Below are 19,160 nucleotides of genomic sequence, written 5' to 3'. Positions count from 1 at the left end.
TCAACACGGAGGGCCGGACCGCCGATGCCTGGGGCTCGCGGCATGGCCCTCCGACGTCACGCCGCCAGCGCGCGCGCCACCGCGGCCGGCGAGCCGTCGCCGAGCGCGGCGTACGCGCGGCGCAACGCCTCGACGAAACGCGCGTCGCCGGCCAGCGGGCCGAACACGCCATCGAGCGCGAGGAACGCATCGACGTCGTGCGCGGCTTCGCCGGTGGTGGCCGCGCCGATCCGCGCCAGCGCGTCGGCCAGCGGATCGACGATCGCCACGCCCGCCAGCGACTGGCGGCGCACGAACCGCAGCCAGCCGGCCACCGGCAGGCACAGCCGGTCGACGGCGCGGCCGGCGGCCAGCGCCTCGGCGATCGTGCCGAGCAGGCGCACGGGGATCTTCTGCGAGCCGTCCCAGGCGATCTGCGCGAGCAGGTGGCGGATGGCCGGGTTGCGGAAGCGGGCCAGGATCGCCTCGATGTACGCGTCCGGATCGAAGCCCTGCGGCAGCTGCAGCGACGGCACGATGTCCTCGTGCATCAGCCTGGCGACGAAACCGGCCAGCGCCGGCTCGCGCATCGCGTCGGCCACCGCCTCGATCCCCATCAGCGAGCCGAGGTAGGCGAGCGTGGAATGCGGCGCATTGAGCAGCCGCAGCTTGGCCTTGTCGTAGCCGGCGATGTCGTCGCTCAGGACCACGCCGGCGCGCTCCAGCGGCGGGCGGCCGTTGCGGAAATCGTCTTCCACCACCCACTGCGTGTACGGCTCGCGCTGGATCGGCCAGGCGTCGTCCATGCCGAGCTGCGCGGCGACCCGGGCGCGCAGCGCGTCGTCGGTGGCCGGGGTGATGCTGTCGACCATCGAGCGCGGGAATGCGACTTCGGTGTCGATCCAGTCGGCCAGCGCGGGATCGGACTGGCGCGCGAACTGCAGCACCGCGCGGCGCAGGCGGCCGCCGTTGTCGGCCAGGTTGTCGCAGCTGAGCACGGTGAACGGCTCCAGCCCCTGCGCGCGGCGCGCGCGCAGGCCGGCGACCAGCCAGCCAATGGCACTGACGGGCGCACTGACGGGTGCACGGGTCGGCGCGTCAAGCGTGGCCAGGTCGCGCACGATGTCCGGGTGCTGCAGGTCCACCCCGTCCGGCGACAGGCAGTAGCCCTTCTCGGTGATGGTCAGGGTCACCAGCCGCACGTCGCGGTCGGCCAGCCGCGCCAGCACCGCCGCGCCCTCCTCCGGCGCGCACAGCACTTCGCGGATCGAGCCGACCACGCGCAGCGCCGGCGACCCGTCGGCCTGCGCCTGGTCCAGCAGCGCCAGCGTGTACAGGCCGTCCTGCGGGCGCAGCGCGTCGCGCACGCCGGCGCTGTGCAGCGACACCGCGCTGATCGCCCAGTCCGGATCGGACGCGAGCAGGTCGTCGAAGTACACGGCCTGGTGCGCGCGATGGAACGCGCCGGGGCCGAAGTGGACCACGCCGATGCGCGTGCCGGCGCGATCGTAGGCGGGACGCCGTACCGCTGCCGGCAGCGCGGCGAGGGTGGCATCGGACAGGCGGGGGACGGCGGAAGTCACGGACATCGGGATCATCGGTTCCTGGAAGTGCGGATGCCGCAGGCGCAGGTGCCGCCGCAGGCATCGATGCCGGACGGGGGCCGGCATGCGGAAGAAAGAGGTCCGGCGAAGCCGGCGACCTGGGAGAGTCGCCGCCGGCTCCGCCTCGCCTCGCCCGGCCGCCCCTCCGGGGAGCGGAACGGCCGGTACAACGGGGTCAGCGCCTGCCCACCGTGAGCGGCACGCGGGCGCGGATGTCGGCGCTGGACGCGCCGACCTGCACTTCGTAGCGGCCCGGGTCGACCACGTAGGCCCCGGCCTTCTCGTCCCAGGTGCGCAGGTCCTTCTCCGGCACCACGGTGAACTGCAGCGTGCGTTCCTCGCCCGGCTGCAGCGCCACGCGCTGGAAGCCGCGCAGTTCCTTCGCCGCGCGGTCGCGGGCCGGGTCGAGCGGATGCAGGTACAGCTGCACCACTTCCTCGCCGGCGCGGGTGCCGGTGTTCTTCACCTTGACCGAGACCGTGACCGGATCGGTCGCCGCCGCACGCGCGCGGTCCAGCGCCAGCGCCGAGTAGCCGAACCGGGTGTACGACAGGCCGTGGCCGAACGGGTACAGCGGCTGGCCGTCGTAGTAGCGGTAGGTGCGTCCGTCCATGGTGTAGTCGGAGAACGCGGGCATCTTCGCGTCGGCGGTGTAGAAGGTGACCGGCAGGCGGCCGGCGGGGTTGGCGTCGCCGAGCAGCACGTCGGCGACCGCGCTGCCGCCGCGCTGGCCCGGGTACCAGGCGACCAGGATCGCCGGCAGGTGCTGCTTGGCCCAGTCCACCGCCAGCGCCGAACCGGTGGTCAGCACCAGCACCACCGGCTTGCCGGTCGCGTGCACGGCCTCCAGCAGCTTCTGCTGGGTCGCGGGCAGGCGGGTGTCGGTGCGGTCGCCGCCGGCGAAACCCGGGTAGTTGACCTTCATCTCCTCGCCTTCGACGTCGCCGGTCAGGCCGCCGACGAACACCACCACGTCGGCGTCGCGCGCCGCGTCCACCGCTTCCTCGAACGCGGGCTTGGCGCCGGGCATGCGCCAGGCCAGGCGCACGCCGGCATCGCGTTCCTGCTCCTGGTATTCCAGGCGGAGGTCGTAGGCGCGGCCGGCCTGCAGCGTCACCTTCGCGCCGTGCGAGGTCAGCCGGTCGGCCTTTTCCCAGTGGTCGATCACGCGCTTGCCATCCAGGTACACGCGCACGCCGTCGTTGGCGGCCGCCTCGAGCTCGTACTCGCCCGACACCGGCGGCAGCAGCTGGCCGCTCCAGCGGATCGAGAAGTTGTCGCTGGGCACCGCCTCGTCCGGGCCGGCCTCGCCACGGGCCATCAGGTTGTCGGTCGGCGAGCCGCGGTCCCAGCTGAAGCCGATCACCGGGTCGACCCGCACCAGCGCCGGCGTGCCGGACAGGTCGGTGTTGCGGAAGTACTCGCCACGCAGGCCGCGCTCGGGCGAGTCGGCGGACGGGCGCAGGAACTGCGCCTCGACCAGCGGCGTGGCGGCCGGGTCGTTGCGGCCTTCGACCAGGTCGGCGCCGCGCGCGTAGGTGATCTGCGCATCCGGCAGCGCCGCGCGCAGGCCGGCCAGCACGGTGACCGGCGCGGCCGGGGTGCCGTAGTAGTTGCCGAGCAGGGCCATGGTGTCGTCGGCGGTCGGGCCGACCACCGCGATCTTCCTCGTGTCGCGCGACAGCGGCAGCACGCCGTCGTTCTTCAGCAGCACCATCGAGGCCTGCGCCATCTTCCGCGCCAGCGCGTCGTGCGCGGCCGACTGGTTGACCGAATACGGGATCTGCGCCCATTTCACCTGCTGCGGCGGGTCGAACATGCCCAGCCGCATCCGCGCGGTGAACAGGCGGCCCAGCGCGTCGTCCAGTTCGGCCTCGGTGATCAGCCCCTGCTTCACCGCCAGCGGCAGGTGCTTGGCGTAGGTGCTGCCGCAGTTCAGCTCGGTGCCCTTCTTCACCGCCAGCGCCGCCGCTTCCTCGGGAGTGGCCACGATCTTGTGGTTCTCCCAGATGTCGCGGATGGCCCAGCAGTCGGACATCACGTAGCCCTTGAAGCCCCAGTCGCGGCGCAGGGTGTCCAGCAGCAGGAACTGGCTGGCGCTGGCCGATTCGCCGTAGACGCGGTTGTAGGCGCCCATCACCGCGTAGACGTCGCCTTCCTTGACCAGCGCCTCGAACGCCGGCAGGTAGGTGTCGTACAGGTCGCGCTTGGACGGATGCACGTCGAAGGTGTGGCGGTCGGCCTCCGGGCCGCTGTGCACGGCGAAGTGCTTGGCGGTGGCGTCGAGCTTGCGGTAGGTCGGGTCCAGCGGCGCGCCGGTCACCGGGTCCATGCCCTGCAGGCCGCGCACGAACGAGATGCCCATGCGCGAGGTCAGGTAGGGATCCTCGCCGTAGGTCTCCTGGCCGCGGCCCCAGCGCGGGTCGCGGAAGATGTTGATGTTCGGCGACCAGAAGGTCAGGCCCTGGTAGCGGCCGTGCTTGCCCTCGGCGAAGAAGCGGTGGTGCTTGGCGCGTGCCTCGTCGCTGATCGCCGCGGCGACCTGGTCCATCAGCGGGATGTCGAAGCTGGCGGCCATGCCGATCGCCTGCGGGAACACGGTGGCCCCGCCGGCGCGGGCGACGCCGTGCAGCGCTTCGTTCCACCAGTCGTAGGCCGGCACCCCCAGGCGCTCGATCGCCGGGCTGTCGTTCTGCATCTGCGCAGCCTTCTCCTCCAGCGTCATCTGCGACACCAGCGCGGCGGCGCGCTCCTCGAAGCTGCGCTGGGTGTCCAGCCACGGCCGTGCGTCGGCGGCGTGGGCCTGCAGCGCGGGGACGGTGGCCAGCAGCGCGGCGGCGCACCAGCGGGCCAGCGCGCGGCGGCGCGGTGCGGGGGTGGTGCGATGGTTCGCCGCGTCGCGCGCGGTCCTCGTGTTCGACTGCATGGGCCCTGCCTCCCTGGAGTTCGTCATCGTCATTCGTGCGGTGTCACGGTGCGCGTTCGTCGCGCGCGTACGGGCCGACCATGGCGCCGACGAAACCGCCGGCGGTCTCGGTGCTCAGCACGGTGCCGTCCTGGTCGCGGGCCAGCCATTGCCAGCCGCGGCCGTCGCCGGCGTCGTACGCGAAGCCGTAGTCGCCCTCCTCGCCGCTGACCTTCAGCTTCAGTGCCTGCGCCGGACCGGCCGCGCGCATGGCGACGATCTCCGACGGACCCTCGCCCGCGCGCTTCTCCAGGAACACCTCGGTGCCGTCGTCGCCGGCGCGGCGCACGCCGAGGAAGTACCAGTACTTCTCGTTCTGGAACGCGGCCAGGCCGGCGGCGATGCCGCGCTCGGGCCGCGCCAGCGCGGTGCTGGCCTCGAACACCAGGTGCTGCTGGCGGCGGGCCAGGAACGAGGGATTGCCGAGCGTGTCCAGGCCTTCGCGCCGCGGGTGGATCGACAGCGCGCCCGGCGTGGCGGTGAAGTCGGCCCAGGCGTGCCTGGGCACGCGCACCGACAGCCATTCGCGGCGCTGCGCCGGCGCGTCGAACTCGTCGCGCCAGGTGAAGTTGCCGGTGTTCGGCGCCTGCGAGGCGTCGCCGCGCATGAACGACGGCGCCTTGGCCACGTAGGGGATCGCCTGGCCGGGATCGAGGATCACCGGCCAGCCGTCCTTCCACGTCACCGGCAGCAGCCAGGTCTCGCGGCCGGTGTTGTAGTGGCGCACGTCGTAGTTGCGGCTGGCCAGGAACACCGCCCACCAGCTGCCGTCCGGCCCCTGCACCAGGTCGGCGTGGCCGGCGTTGGTCACCGGCAGCGCGCGGTCGTCGGGCAGGTCGCGCTGGGTCAGGATCGGATTGCGTTCGTAGGGCACGTACGGCCCCCATACGTTCCGGCTGCGCAGCACCACCTGCGAGTGCTGCGGGCCGGTGCCGCCCTCGGCATCGGACAGGTAGTACCAGCCGTCGATCTTGTAGACGTGCGGGCCTTCGATCCAGATCGGGTTCTCTTCGGGCTTCACCCCGCCGTCGATCAGGACCTTGCGCGGCCCCACCGGCTTGCCTGCCGCGACGTCGATCTGCTGCATCCAGATCGCGCGGTGGCCGTCGTAGCGCGGGGTGCCGGCCGGCGCGTCGTTGTTGACGATGTAGGCCTTGCCGTCCTCGTCGAAGAACAGCGACGGGTCGATGCCGCCGATGCCCGGCAGCCAGACCGGCTCGGACCAGGGGCCGGCCGGGTCCTTCGCGGTGACGAAGAAGTTGCCGCCGCTGTCCACCGCGGTGGTGACCACGTAGAACAGGCCGTCGTGGTACTGGATCGCCGGGGCGAAGATGCCGCGCGACACGCCCAGGCCGTCGAAGTCCAGCGTGTCCGGCCGCTCGATGGCGTTGCCGACCTGGGTCCAGTGGACCAGGTCGGTGCTCTTGAACACCGGCACGCCGGGGAAGAAGGTGAAGCTGGAGTTGACCAGGTAGAACGTCCCGTCCGGCCCCACCGTCACGCTCGGGTCGGCATGGAAGCCGGCCAGCACCGGGTTGCGGTAGTGGCCGGCCGGCAGCGGCGCTTCGAACGCGGCGTCGCGGCCGGTGTACTCGAACCAGTCGAAGACCGCCGGCGCCGCCGCGCCGCCGGCGGCGTGCGCCACCGGGGCGCACGCGGCCAGCGCGAGCGCCAGCCCGCGCCACCTGTTCCTGATCGACCCGCCCTTCCCCATCGGCCTGTTCCTCCTGTTATGCGATCGCTTCGGCGCTGGTGCTCACCAGTCCCACATCGAGCCGTCTTCCAGCCGCGCGACCGGCAGCTGCTTGGGCGCGTACGGGTACTTCGCCGCCAGCTTCTCGTCGATGTCCACGCCAATGCCCGGCGTGTCGCCCACATGCAGCCGGCCGGCGCGCAGGACGTAGTCGTGCGGGAACACCGCGTCGGTTTCCTCGGTGTGGAACATGTATTCCTGGATGCCGAAGTTCGGCACCCAGGTGTCGAAGTGCAGCGCCGCGCCCATGGTCACCGGCGACAGGTCGGTGGCGCCGTGGAAGCCGGTGCGCACCGAGTGCAGCGCGGCGAAGTCGGCCAGCCGGCGCACGTGGGTGATGCCGCCGCCATGGACGATGGTCGTGCGGATGTAGTCGATCAGCTGGTTCTCGATCAGGTGCTTGCAGTCCCAGATCGAGTTGAACACCTCGCCCACCGCCAGCGCGGTGACCGAGTGCTTGCGGATCAGCTCGAACGACTTCTGGTTCTCGGCCGGGGTGGAGTCCTCCAGCCAGAACAGGCGGTACGGCTCCAGGTCGCGGGCCAGGCGCGCGGCCTCGATGGGGGTCAGGCGGTGGTGCACGTCGTGCAGCAGCTCGACGTGGTTGCCGTGGTCCTTGCGCAGCTGCTCGAACAGCTGCGGCACCACCTCCAGGTAGCGCGGCGTGTTCCACACCGTCTCCAGCGGCAGTTCGCTCTCGGCCGGCTCGTAGCCCTTGGCGTTGGAGATGCCGTAGGCCTTCTTCACACCCGGCACGCCGCACTGCGCGCGCACCGCCAGGAAGCCCTGCTCGATGAACCTGCCGACCGCGTCGGACGCCTCGGCGATGTCGCGGCCGTTGGCGTGGCCGTAGACCAGCGCGCCTTCGCGCGAGCGGCCGCCGAGCAGCTGGTAGACCGGCAGGTTGGCCATCTTGCCGAGGATGTCCCACAGCGCGACGTCGACCGCGGCGATGGCGCTCATCGTCACCGGGCCGCGCCGCCAGTAGGCGCCGCGGTGCAGGAACTGCCACATGTCCTCGATCCGGCCGGCGTCGCGGCCGATCAGGTTCGGCACCACGTGGTCCTGCAGGTACGAGGCCACGGCCAGCTCGCGGCCGTTGAGGGTCGCGTCGCCCAGGCCGTACACGCCCGAGCGGGTGGTGATCTTCAGGGTGACGAAGTTGCGGCCCGGGCAGGTGACGATGACTTTGGCATCGACGATCTCGCGGTCATTCTTCGAGCCGTGCGTGGTGGTTTCGGTGGGGGCGGTCGTGCTCATCGGGCGTGGTCGTCGTGGGGCATGGGGGAAAGGGAAAGCTCGAACGGACCGGCCGGCAGGCCGGCGCCGTCGAACAGGGTGCACACCGGGCTGTCGGCCCAGCAGTAGCGGATGCGGGTGGCGGCGTGCGCCTCGGGCGTGCGCAGGGTCACGCGGTGGTTCCAGATCCGGGCGTCGGCATAGCGGCAGGAGCCCTTGTCCGGGCCGCACAGCTCGAAGCCGATCGGGCCGTCGGCACCATAGGCGACCAGGCCGTCGGTGACGTCGCCGAACTCGACCACGACCGCGTCGCCATTGCGGCTGGCCGATCGCGGCACCGGACCTGCGGCAGGAAGCGCCTCGCCGTACACCACATGGCGCGCGGCCCGGGCCAGGCGCCGGCCCAGCTCCTGCTTGTTGCTCGGGTGGATGTCGTAGCGGTCGCCCAGGTCGATCGCCACCACCAGGCCGGTGCGCGGGTCCTCGGCGGCGACCTGGCGCTGGGCCGCGCGCATCGACGCCCAGTCGCTCTCGCCCGGCTTGCTCGCCGGCGTGCCGTAATTGGGCAGCTGCACCACCAGCAGCGGCAGGCCGGCGCCGAACTGCGCGCGCCAGTCCTGGCGCAACGTGCGCAGCAGGTCGGCGTAGCGCTCGTGTTCGAAGGTGTTCGATTCGCCCTGGTACCAGAGCGCGCCGCGCAGGCCGTAGCGACCAAGCGGCGCGATCATGCCGTTGTGCAGCGTCGACAGGCCGGCGGCGGTCTGCCACGGCGCGCGCGGCGGCGTGCCGGCTTCCGGCGGGACGACCCGGTAGTGCCACTGGCCGTCCAGCGGCGCCTTGCCGCCGTCGGCGAAGTGCAGCACGTGCGCCGAACCGGGCCCGCCGAGGCCGCCGTCGCGGTAGGTGTCGAGCACGTTGACCACCACCGTGTTCGCGCCCGGGCGCAGCAGGCCCGGTGGCAGCCGGTACTCGCGGCCCGGGCCGGCGCCGTAGGTGCTGCCGACCGCGCGGCCGTTCACCCAGGTCATGTCGATCTCGTCGGCCGGGCCCAGCGCCAGCACCGCGTCCTGCGCCGCCTGCGCGGCGGTCAGCTCGACCGTGGTGCGGTACCAGACCATGCCATTGAAGTCGGCCAGCTCCGGTACGCCCCAGCGTTCCCACGCGCCCAGTTGCGCCGGCGCCGTGCGCCAGTCGCCGCCCGGCACGCCATGCGCGTTCCAGGGTTCGTCGCCGCCGGCCACGCCCGGGCGTCCGGACCACCAGCCCTGCCACAGCGCGCCCCAGTCGCCGAGCGCGGCGACCGGATCGACGGCGTAGCGCGCGAGCACGTCCAGCTCGGCGTCGTACCCGCCGGCGGTGCGCAGGGCGGGCGCGCTGGTCCAGGCCTGGATGCGCGAACCGCCCCAGGCCGCGTTGACCAGGCCCATCGGCACGTCGACGGTCTTCTGCAGTTCGCGCGCGAAGTAGTAGCAGGCGGCGGAGAAGTCGCGCACCGAGTCCGGATTCACCGGCTGCCACCGCACCGGGCTGGAAAACGTGGCCTGCGGCCGCGCATTGCCCGACTGCGGCACCGTCAGCAGGCGGATGCGGTCATTGCCGGCGCCGGCGATCTCGGCGCGCGCGTCCAGCGTGCGCCACACCTGCAGTTCCATGTTCGACTGGCCCGAGCACAACCAGACATCGCCGACCAGCACGTCGGCGACCGACTGCCTGGCCTCGCCCGCCGTGGCGGTCAGCGTGTACGGGCCGCCGGCCTTCATCGCCGGCAGCTGCGCGTCCCAGCGGCCGTCCTCGCCGGCACGGGCACGCACGCGCTTCCCCGCCAGCTCGACCTTCACTTCCTGGCCGGGTCGTGCCTGGCCCCAGACCCGCACCGGCTGGCCACGCTGCAGCACCGCATGGTCCTGGAACAGGGCGTGCAGCAGCGGCGCCGGCGCGTCGTCGGCGCGCGCCGCCGGAGTGGCGGCCATCACCGCCACCAGGACGAGCCCCGCCGCCGCCAGGCAGCGCGCGCGGCGCGCGCCCGCTTCGACGACCGCCCTCACTTGCCGTCTCCCGGCGCGAACGGGAACTGCAGCGACTGGTAGTACGCGAGGTCGTGCGGCGGCGCGGCTTCGCCGGCCGGCAGCGGCCGCTTCGAGAACGTCTGGAAATAGGCGATGGATGCGTCGCGCCACCATTGCGCCTCCTGCTCCTGGATCGCCAGGAACGCGGCGACCTGCGCGTGCCGTTCGGCGTCGACCTTGCCGGCCAGCCCGTCCCAGGTCGTGCGCATGCCGCGCACGTAGTCGACGCCGCGGCCGTAGCGGTGCACCAGCTCGTCCCACAGCGTGCGGCCCGAGGCCATGCGGTGGTCCCACGGCACGTGGTGGAACCACAGCAGGAACTCCTCCGGCACGGTGGCCAGGTCGCCGAACTGCGCGGCCACCGGCGCGGCGTACTGGGCCACGGCATTGCTGCCGGTCGCGCTGCGGTCAAAGCCAATGCCCTTCGCGTCGGCGCGGTGGTAGTAGACCGAGGTCCAGTCCGCGCGCGGGCCGCCGCTGACCCACGGCGCCGGGCCGTAATGGTGGCCACGGCCCATCAGGTGGTGCAGGCCGAGCGGGGTCATGTAGTCGACCACCGCCTCGCGCGAGCCCATCATCATCGCCACCACCGGATCGACCACCGCCGGATCGGTGGAGAACGTCATCTTCACCCACTCGCGGGCGATGGCTTCCGATTCCAGGTACGGGTCCCAGGCCAGTCGACCGAAGGCGAACCAGTTGGCCTGGTCGAAGTGCGAGCCGCTCCAGTTGCGGTCGCTGCCGATGTTGGCCACGCCGGCCATGCCGGTCAGCGCATGCCCTTCCAGCGAGCCGTCCACCACCTTGGCCACGGTCGAACCCGGCCCGCGCACCTGCGTGTCGGCGCGCAGCGCCTCCTCGTACAGCGGCGCCAGGTAGGCCAGGTGGGTGGCGAAGCCGAGGTACTCCTTGGTGATCTGGAACTCCATCATCAGCGGCGTCTTCGGCATCGCGCCGAACAGCGGATGGAACGGCTCGCGCGGCTGGAAGTCGATCGCGCCGTTCTTGACCTGGACCAGCACGTTCGGGGCGAACGTGCCGTCGTAGGGCACGAACTCGGTGTAGGCCTGCTTGGCGCGGTCGTCGGGCTCCTCGTGCGAATAGACGAACGCGCGCCACATCACGATGCCGCCATGCGGGGCCAGCGCCTCGGCCAGCATGTTGGCGCCGTCGGCGTGCGAGCGGCCGTAATCCTGCGGCCCGGGCTGGCCCTCGGAGTTGGCCTTGACCAGGAAGCCGCCGAAGTCGGGGATGGTGCGGTAGACCTCGTCGGCCTTGGCCTTCCACCAGCGGCGCACCGCCGGGTCGAGCGGGTCGGCGGTCTTCAGCCCGCCGATCTCGATCGGTGCGCTGAAGCGCGCGCTCAGGTAGACCTTGATGCCGTACGGGCGGAACACGCCGGCCAGCGCCGCCGCCTTCTCCAGGTACATCGGCGTGAGCATCTGCGCGCTGGTGTTGACGTTGTTCAGCACCGTGCCGTTGATGCCGATCGAGGCGTTGGCACGCGCGTAACCGGTGTAGCGCGGGTCCTTCCAGCCCGGCAGCCGGTGCCAGTCCCAGATCGACTCGCCGGCGTAGCCGCGCTCGACGTAGCGGTCCAGGTTGTCCCAGTGGTTGAGCACGCGCACCTTCGTCTTCGGTGCCTGGCGGATGTCCAGCGCGTGCAGCGGCTGGCCGGTCTGGATCAGGCGCAGGAAGTGGAACGCGCCGTACAACGCCCCGCGATCGGTGTTGGCGGCCACCACCGTGGCCTTGCGTCCGCCGATGGGCAGGCTGCGGATCAGGTAACCCTCCTCGCCCAGCGCGGCCAGGTCCGGTGCCAGCGCCGCCAGCTGCGGCGAACCGGCCGGCGTGCCCACGACCACGGCGCCATCGCGGCCGGCGCGGGCGGCCAGCGCCGGCGCGGTGCCGAGCAGGCCACGCAGGCCGCGCACCAGTTCCTCGCGGGTGGCCTGGCCGGTCGGGGTCGCCGAGGCGACCACCAGTTCGGTGGCGCGGGCGCGGTAGTCGGCGGCGCGCTCTTCCTGCACCGGCACGTAGCGCAGCCACAGGTCATGGCCGTCCTCGGCCAGCACGGGGCCGGCGGGCAGCAGCGCCGCCAGCCAGCAGGCGGCCAGGCGCAGGCCCCGCCGGATGCGGCGCCCCGCCGCATGCATGCGACCCTGTTCGCCAGTCCTACCTGTTAGCGATACCATCAAAACCTCCGGAGTACGGGTACGGGATGGGGATCCATCGGCCCGGTCGTGGCGCAGGCCGCGGCGACCCGGCCCCCGTTGCCGCCGACCGACCGAAGGGACCCACGTTGGAGAAACCGAGGAAATCGGTGCGCCGCAAGAGCCGCGGCGTCACCATCGACGAAGTCGCCACGCTCGCCGGCGTGTCGCCGATGACCGTGTCGCGGGTGATGAACGGCCAGGGCAAGGTCCGCGACGCGACCCGCGAGCGGGTCATGCAGGCGGTGCGCGAGCTGGACTACACGCCCAACCTGGCGGCCAGTTCGCTGGCGGCCGCGCAGCACACCCGCATCGCCCTGGTCTACAACAATCCCAGCGGCGCCTACCTGCGCGAGATGCTGGTCGGCCTGCTGCGCGTGGCCTCGCGCACGTCGATCCAGCTGGTGATCGACTACTGGGACAACGCCGACGCCGACGCCGAGCGCAAGGCCGCGCGGGCCATGGCCGGCAAGGTGGACGGGGTCATCCTGCCGCCGCCGGTGTGCGAGTCGCACGCGGCGGTCAGCGAATTCGTGCGTGCCGACGTGCCGGTGGTGGCGATTGCCGCGGGCCGTTCCAGCGACGAGATCTCCTGCGTGCGCATCGACGACCTGCGCGCGGGCAAGGAACTGGCCGAATACCTGATCGCGCAGGGCCACACCCGCATCGGCTTCATCAAGGGACGCCCGGACCTGAGCGCCAGCGCGCGGCGCTACGAGGGCTTCCAGACCGCGATGTTCGAGGCCGGGCTGGCGATCGACGCCTCGCTGGTCCAGCAGGGCGACTACACCTACCGTTCCGGGCTGAAGACCGGCGAGAAGATCCTGGCCCACAAGCGCCCGCCCACGGCGATCATCGCCTCCAACGACGACATGGCCGCCGCGGTGGTCTCGGTCGCGCACCGGCGCGGGCTGGACGTTCCCCGCGACCTGTCGGTGGTGGGCTTCGACGACAGTTCCTCGGCGACCACGGTGTGGCCGGAGCTGACCACCATCCACCAGCCGATCGCCTCGATGGCCAACGCGGCCATCGACGTCCTGCTGCGCACCATCCGCCGCCGGGACCGCACCACCCGCGTCCTCGTCGACCAGGTGGTGCCGCACCGGCTGGTGGTGCGCGGTTCGGTCGGCACGCCGGGCAAGCGCGGCTGACCGCGCGGGCCGGCCGGCCCCGATGACGATGCGCGCGATGACGGCGTCGCCGCCCATCGATCCCCTCCTCGATCAGGTGAAGCACGTACGGGTGGAACCCGCCGCTCCGGCGCCGTGGCGGCCCGCGCCCGCACGCCTCCCTCGGGCGCGGACGCGGGCACCGGCCGCCGCAGCGGCGTATCGCCTCAGCGCAGCAGGTACTGGTTGAGCAGGTTCTCGTAGCGTTCCTGCTTGCCGCTGATCTGCTTCGGCTCGCCGTTCCTGGCGCCGAGCGCGGCCAGGTCGGCCAGCGACAGCTTGCCCAGTTCGAAGTCCTTGCCGGCACCGCCGTCGAAGCTGGCGTAACGCTCCTTGCGCCAGGTCTCCCACGGCGAGTCGTTGAGCAGGGCGTGCGCCACTTCCAGGCCCTTGGCGAACGCGTCCATGCCGCCGATGTGGGCCAGGAACAGGTCCTCCATGTCGGTGGACTCGCGGCGCGGCTTGGCGTCGAAGTTCAGGCCGCCCGGCAGGCCGCCCTGGCGCAGCACCACCAGCATGGCGCCGACGGTGTCGTACAGGTCGGTCGGGAACTGGTCGGTGTCCCAGCCGTTCTGCGCGTTGCCGCGGTTGGCGTCGATGCTGCCCAGCAGGCCGTGGTCGGCCGCGACCTGCAGGTCGTGCTCGAACGTGTGGCCCGACAGGGTGGCGTGGTTGGCTTCGATATTGAGCGAGAAGTCCTTCTCCAGCCCGTGCTCCTTCAGGAAGCCGGCCACGGTGGCACTGTCGAAGTCGTACTGGTGCTTCATCGGCTCCATCGGCTTGGGCTCGATGAAGAACTGGCCCTTGAAGCCGATGCTGCGGCCGTAGTCGCGGGCCACGGTCAGGAAGCGGGCGAAGTGCTCGAGCTCGCGCTTCATGTTGGTGTTGTGCAGCGAGGCGTAGCCTTCGCGGCCGCCCCAGAACACGTAGTGCTCGCCGTCCAGCTCGACCACCGCGTCCAGCACCGACTTGACCTGCACCGCGGCGCGCGCGACGACGTTGAAGTCGGGATTGGTGGAGGCACCGTTCATGTAGCGCGGGTGCGAGAACAGGTTGGCCGTGCCCCACAGCAGCTTGACGCCGGTCGCCTTCTGGCGCTCCTTGGCCAGGCCGACCAGGTGCTTGAGGTTCTTCTCGTACTGGCCGACGTCCTCGGCGTCCGGCGCCAGGTCGACGTCATGGAAGCAGTAGTACGGCACGCCGATCTTGGTGAAGAACTCGAACGCCGCGTCGACCTTGGCCTCGGCCGTGGCCATCGCGTTGTCGCGCTCCCACGGGAAGTGGCGGGTGCCCGGGCCGAACGGGTCGGCGCCGGCGTTGCAGAAGGTGTGCCAGTAGCAGACCGCGAAGCGCAGGTGCTCGCGCATGGTCTTGCCGCCGATCACCTTGTCGGCATCGTAGACCTTGAAGGCCAGCGGGTTGTCGGACTTCGGACCCTCGTAGGGGATCGCGCCGATGCCGGGGAAATATTCCTTGGCGCCGATGAAGGGCTTGCTGCTCATGTCTGTGCTTCCGTCGGGAGTGTGGGGGGTGGTCTGGGAGGGCGCGTCAGGCGTACAGCGGCCGGATCGCGTCGAGGTGGGAGAGGAAACGCTGGTACTGGGCGGCGTAGGCGGCGGTCGCCTCGGCGTGCGGATGCGCGGACAGGCGCGGATCCAGGCGCACGTGCGCGGCGGCCAGCGCGGCCAGGTCGGCGCCCGGGTCGCTGGCGCGCTGGGTCGCCCACAGCGCCTGCAGCGCGGCGCCGAACGCCGCGCCCTCGGCCTGCTCGGGCACGTCGACCGGCAGCCCGAACACGTCGGCCACCATCTGCCGCCACACCGCGCTGTGGCTGCCGCCACCGGTCAGGCGGATCGCCTCGAAGCGCATGCCGGCATCGACGAAGGCGTCGTATCCGTTCTTCAGGCTGTAGACCGCGCCTTCCATCGCCGCGCGGTAGAGGTTGGCGGGGGTCAGGTTGGTGGCGGTCATGCCGAACAGGCTGCCACGGCCGTTGGGCAGGTTCGGGGTCCGCTCGCCGTTGAAGAACGGCAGCATCAGCAGGCCCGCGGCACCGGGCCGGGTGCCGGCCAGCAGCTCGTCGCCCTGCTTCGTGGAGAAGTCGCACAGGCCCGCGACCGCCTCGGTGGCCACGGTGCAGTTCATCGTGCAGATCAGCGGCAGCCAGCCGCCGGTGGAATCGCAGAACGCGGCCCAGCGGCCTTCGTCGTCGACGATCGGGCGGTCGGCATAGGCGAACAGGGTGCCGGACGTGCCCAGGCTCATGCTGAGCACGCCGGCGGACACGTTGCCGGTGCCGATGGCGGCCATCATGTTGTCGCCGCCGCCGGCCGACACGCGCACCTCGCGCGGCAGGCCAAGCTCGTCGGCGATGGCCCCGGCCAGCGGGAACGTGGCATCGGCCTCGACCAGCGGCGGCAGGCACGGGCGCAGGTCGCGGTCCTTGTCGGTCGCGGCGATCATCGCCTCGGACCACTGGCGGGTGCGCACGTCGAGCCAGCCGGTGCCGGAGGCGTCGCCGCGCTCCATCCAGCGCTCGCCGGTGAGCCAGAAGTTCACGTAGTCGTGCGGCAGCATGATCGTGGCCAGCTGCGCGTAGGCCTGCGAGCGGTGCTCCCGGGTCCACGGCAGCTTGGAGGCGGTGTAGCCGACCATGATCGGGTTGCCCGCGGCCTGGATCGCGCCCTGCGCGCCGCCGACCGCGTCCATGATCAGGTCGCACTCGGCCGCGGTACTGGTGTCGCACCACAGCTTGGCCGGGGCCAGCACGTTGCCGGCGCGGTCTACCGGGACGAACCCGTGCTGCTGGCCGGAGACGCCGATCGCGGTCGTCCGCGCGCGCAGGGCCGGGTCAAGCCGGGAGAAGCAGGCGCGGATCGCATCGATCCACCATTCGGCGCGCTGCTCGCGGCTGCCGTCATCGCCGGACGCCAGGTCCAGGGCCTGGCCGATGGTGGCGGCCACCTGCCGCGCCTGCGGGTCGTAGGCGACCAGCTTGACGCTCTGGGTGCCCACGTCCAGGCCGATGACGATCGGGGTGTTCCGGTCCATTCCGCTCATTCCAGTCAGCTCATCCCAGCAATCGTGTTAGCGCTACCATCGGGGTCAGGGAAAAACGGGCGCCTCGGCCCGTTGTCGCCCATGCCCGCCGCAACACGCGCGGACAGGGGCAAGTGCGGACTGTACCAGCCCCCCGGAAAATGGCTTGCTGCAGTGCGCAACCGCCGCCTGGGGCTGGTCCGCGGACGGCCGGCAGGGGGTGTCGGTGCCCGCCCGGGCGTGCCGGCTACCGGCTGGAGCGACAGCGGCGGGCGCGACCGGGCGGCCCCGCCCGCGCGGCGGCGGAGGGTCGCTCCCGGTACCGATCGGTTGATCGCCTGCGTCAACCGATCCCCCGGGATATCGTCCGGTCCGGGCACCAGCGCGACGTTCCGCGGCCTGCGAACCGGACGGCGGCCGTAGAATCGAAACGACCGTTTTCCCGCGCCTCGCACCGTCCCCGCGGATGCTGGCGCGGCCGCCCCGCCAGCGCAAAGCCCGCCATGAACACCGAATTCCGCAAGCCCCTTCCCGGCACGTCCCTGGAATGGTTCGACGCCCGCGCCGCCGTCGAGGCGCTCCGCCCCGGCGCATGGGCGACCCTGTCCTACACCGCCCGGGTCCATGCCGAGAACCTGGTCCGGTGCGCCGACCCGGCCCGGCTGCCGGCCTATCTGGGCCAGCTCGTCGAGCGCCGCCGCGACCTCGATTTTCCCTGGTTCCCGGTGCGCGTGGTCTGCCACGACATCCTCGGCCAGACCGCGCTGGTCGACCTGGCCGGCCTGCGCGACGCCATCGCCGCACAGGGCGGCGATCCGGCCCAGGTCAACCCGGTGGTGCCGGTGCAGCTGATCGTCGACCACTCGCTGGCGGTGGAATGCGGCGGCTACGATCCGGACGCATTCGAGAAGAACCGCGCGATCGAGGACCGCCGCAACGCCGACCGCTTCGACTTCATCGAATGGACCCGGCATGCGTTCCGCAACGTGGAGGTGATCCCGCCGGGCAACGGGATCATGCACCAGATCAACCTGGAGAAGATGTCGCCGGTGGTCTATACCCGCGACGGCGTGGCCTTCCCCGACACCTGCGTCGGCACCGACAGCCACACGCCCCACGTCGATGCACTGGGCGTGATCGCCGTCGGCGTGGGCGGGCTCGAAGCCGAAAACGTGATGCTCGGCCGCGCCTCGTGGATGCGCCTGCCCGACATCACCGGGGTCCGGCTCGACGGCCGTCCGCAGCCGGGCATCACCGCCACCGACGTGGTCCTGGCGCTGACCGAATTCCTGCGCAAGGAAAAGGTCGTCGGCCACTACCTGGAGTTCTTCGGCGAGGGCGCGGCGGCGCTGACGATCGGCGATCGCGCCACCATTTCCAACATGTGCCCGGAGTACGGTGCGACCGCCGCGCTGTTCTACATCGACCGCCAGACCCTGGACTACCTGCGCCTGACCGGCCGCGAGGAAAAACAGGTGCACCTGGTCGAGACCTACGCGAAGGCCGCCGGCCTGTGGGCCGACGACCTGGCCGCGGCTCAGTACGAGCGCGTGCTGGAGTTCGACCTGTCCTCGGTGGTGCGCAACATGGCCGGCCCGTCCAATCCGCACCGGCGCCTGCCGACCTCGGCCCTGGCCGAGCGCGGCATCGCCGACGAGGCCAAGCTCGAGGCAGCGCGCGGCGAAGAGGCGCGCGGCCTGATGCCGGACGGCGCGGTGATCATCGCCGCGATCACCAGCTGCACCAACACCAGCAACCCGCGCAACGTGATCGCCGCCGCGCTGCTGGCGCGCAACGCCAACGCACGCGGGCTGCAGCGCAAGCCATGGGTGAAGACCTCGCTGGCGCCGGGATCGAAAGCCGTGCAGCTGTACCTGGAGGAATCGGGCCTGCTGCCGGACCTGGAGCAACTGGGCTTCGGGATCGTCGCCTTCGCCTGCACCACCTGCAACGGCATGAGCGGCGCGCTGGACCCGGCGATCCAGCAGGAAATCGTCGACCGCGACCTGTACGCGACCGCGGTGCTGTCGGGCAACCGCAACTTCGACGGCCGCATCCATCCCTACGCGAAGCAGGCGTTCCTCGCCTCGCCGCCGCTGGTCATCGCCTACGCGATCGCCGGCACGGTGCGCTTCGACATCGAAAAGGACGTGCTCGGCGTCGACGCAGGCGGGAACGAGGTGCGGCTGAAGGACATCTGGCCGTCGGACGCGGAGATCGACGCGATCGTCAAGGCCAGCGTCAAGCCCGAGCAGTTCCGCAAGGTCTACGGCCCGATGTTCGACGTGCGCGTCGAGCACGCGGGCCGGATCGAGCCGCTGTACGACTGGCGCCCGCAGAGCACCTACATCCGCCGGCCGCCGTACTGGGAAGGGGCGCTGGCGGGCGAACGCACGCTGCGCGGCATGCGCCCGCTGGCGGTGCTGGGCGACAACATCACCACCGACCACCTCTCCCCGTCCAATGCGATCCTCGCCTCCAGCGCCGCCGGCGAATACCTGGCGAGGATGGGCGTGCCGGAAGAGGACTTCAATTCCTACGCCACCCACCGCGGCGACCACCTCACCGCGCAGCGCGCGACGTTCGCCAACCCGAAGCTGCTCAACGAAATGGTCCGCGACGACGCCGGCAACGTGCGCCAGGGTTCGCTGGCCCGCCTAGAACCGGACGGCACGGTCATGCGCATGTGGGAAGTGATCGAGGCCTACATGGAGCGCCGGCAGCCGCTGGTGATCATCGCCGGCGCCGACTACGGCCAGGGCTCCAGCCGCGACTGGGCGGCGAAGGGCGTGCGCCTGGCCGGCGTGGAGGCGATCGTGGCCGAGGGTTTCGAACGCATCCACCGCACCAACCTGATCGGCATGGGCGTGCTGCCGCTGGAGTTCAAGCCGGGCCAGGATCGCCACACCTTCGGCATCGACGGCAGCGAGACTTTCGACGTGGTCGGCGAGCGCCGCCCGCGCGCGGACCTGACCCTGGTCATCCACCGCCGCGACGGCGGACGCGTGGAAGTTCCGGTCACCTGCCGCCTGGATACCGCCGAGGAAGTGTCGATCTACGAGGCGGGCGGCGTGCTGCAGCGCTTTGCCCAGGATTTCCTCGAGGCGGCGAAGGCGGCCTGAGATGGCGCGAG

The 19,160-nt window shown here is 71.6% G+C and carries 10 protein-coding genes; 2 read left to right on the top strand and 8 right to left on the bottom strand.

Annotated features, from left to right (window positions below):
• Positions 1–56 precede the first annotated feature (56 nt).
• The 6 genes from ACA089_RS14195 to ACA089_RS14170 all read right to left on the bottom strand — a co-directional run bounded on the left by ACA089_RS14195 (position 57) and on the right by ACA089_RS14170 (position 11,762).
• Entirely contained in the window at positions 57–1,568 is a 1,512-nt protein-coding gene (locus ACA089_RS14195) for a mannitol dehydrogenase family protein (protein ID WP_372018029.1), read from the bottom strand.
• Between the two features lie 190 nt (positions 1,569–1,758).
• Positions 1,759–4,509 (bottom strand): glycoside hydrolase family 3 protein, encoded by a 2,751-nt coding sequence (locus tag ACA089_RS14190; RefSeq protein WP_372018028.1) that lies wholly within the window; start codon positions 4,507–4,509, stop codon positions 1,759–1,761.
• 43 nt (positions 4,510–4,552) lie between these two features.
• On the bottom strand, positions 4,553–6,262 hold the full coding sequence (locus tag ACA089_RS14185) for a glycoside hydrolase family 43 protein (protein WP_372018026.1): 1,710 nt from the start codon (positions 6,260–6,262) through the stop codon (positions 4,553–4,555).
• Positions 6,263–6,304: 42 nt separating this feature from the next.
• Complete coding sequence (manD, locus tag ACA089_RS14180; RefSeq protein WP_372018025.1) at positions 6,305–7,561, bottom strand: D-mannonate dehydratase ManD; 1,257 nt, start codon at positions 7,559–7,561, stop codon at positions 6,305–6,307.
• Positions 7,558–9,510: a sialate O-acetylesterase gene (locus ACA089_RS14175; protein ID WP_372018948.1), complete on the bottom strand. Its 1,953-nt coding sequence runs from the start codon at positions 9,508–9,510 to the stop codon at positions 7,558–7,560. The genes manD and ACA089_RS14175 overlap by 4 nt, the downstream gene beginning before the upstream one ends.
• 71 nt (positions 9,511–9,581) lie before the next feature.
• A complete protein-coding gene (locus ACA089_RS14170) occupies positions 9,582–11,762 on the bottom strand; it encodes an alpha-glucuronidase family glycosyl hydrolase (protein WP_372018023.1) in 2,181 nt (726 codons plus the stop codon).
• A 146-nt stretch (positions 11,763–11,908) separates the two neighbouring features.
• Here ACA089_RS14170 and ACA089_RS14165 point away from each other — a divergent pair, with 146 nt between their 5' ends.
• Positions 11,909–12,970 carry a LacI family DNA-binding transcriptional regulator gene (locus tag ACA089_RS14165; RefSeq protein WP_372018021.1) on the top strand — a complete coding sequence of 354 codons (1,062 nt, stop codon included), beginning with the start codon at positions 11,909–11,911 and terminating at the stop codon, positions 12,968–12,970.
• A 185-nt stretch (positions 12,971–13,155) separates the two neighbouring features.
• On the opposite strand, the gene xylA is transcribed toward ACA089_RS14165, so the two are convergent.
• Both xylA and xylB read right to left on the bottom strand, forming a co-directional pair.
• Complete coding sequence (xylA, locus tag ACA089_RS14160) at positions 13,156–14,490, bottom strand: xylose isomerase (RefSeq protein ID WP_372018019.1); 1,335 nt, start codon at positions 14,488–14,490, stop codon at positions 13,156–13,158.
• A gap of 46 nt (positions 14,491–14,536) precedes the next feature.
• The gene (gene xylB, locus ACA089_RS14155; protein WP_372018017.1) at positions 14,537–16,039 is read right to left on the bottom strand and encodes a xylulokinase; all 1,503 of its coding nucleotides are present in this window, start codon (positions 16,037–16,039) and stop codon (positions 14,537–14,539) included.
• Positions 16,040–16,530: 491 nt separating this feature from the next.
• On the opposite strand from xylB, the gene acnD reads away from it, so the two are divergent.
• On the top strand, positions 16,531–19,149 hold the full coding sequence (acnD, locus tag ACA089_RS14150) for a Fe/S-dependent 2-methylisocitrate dehydratase AcnD (RefSeq protein ID WP_372018015.1): 2,619 nt from the start codon (positions 16,531–16,533) through the stop codon (positions 19,147–19,149).
• Positions 19,150–19,160 lie beyond the last annotated feature (11 nt).

Source organism: Pseudoxanthomonas fibrivorans (genome assembly GCF_041464125.1).
Taxonomy (GTDB): Bacteria; Pseudomonadota; Gammaproteobacteria; order Xanthomonadales; family Xanthomonadaceae; genus Pseudoxanthomonas.
Note: the sequence above shows the minus strand (reverse complement) of the source record. Positions and strands in the feature narration are given on the sequence as shown.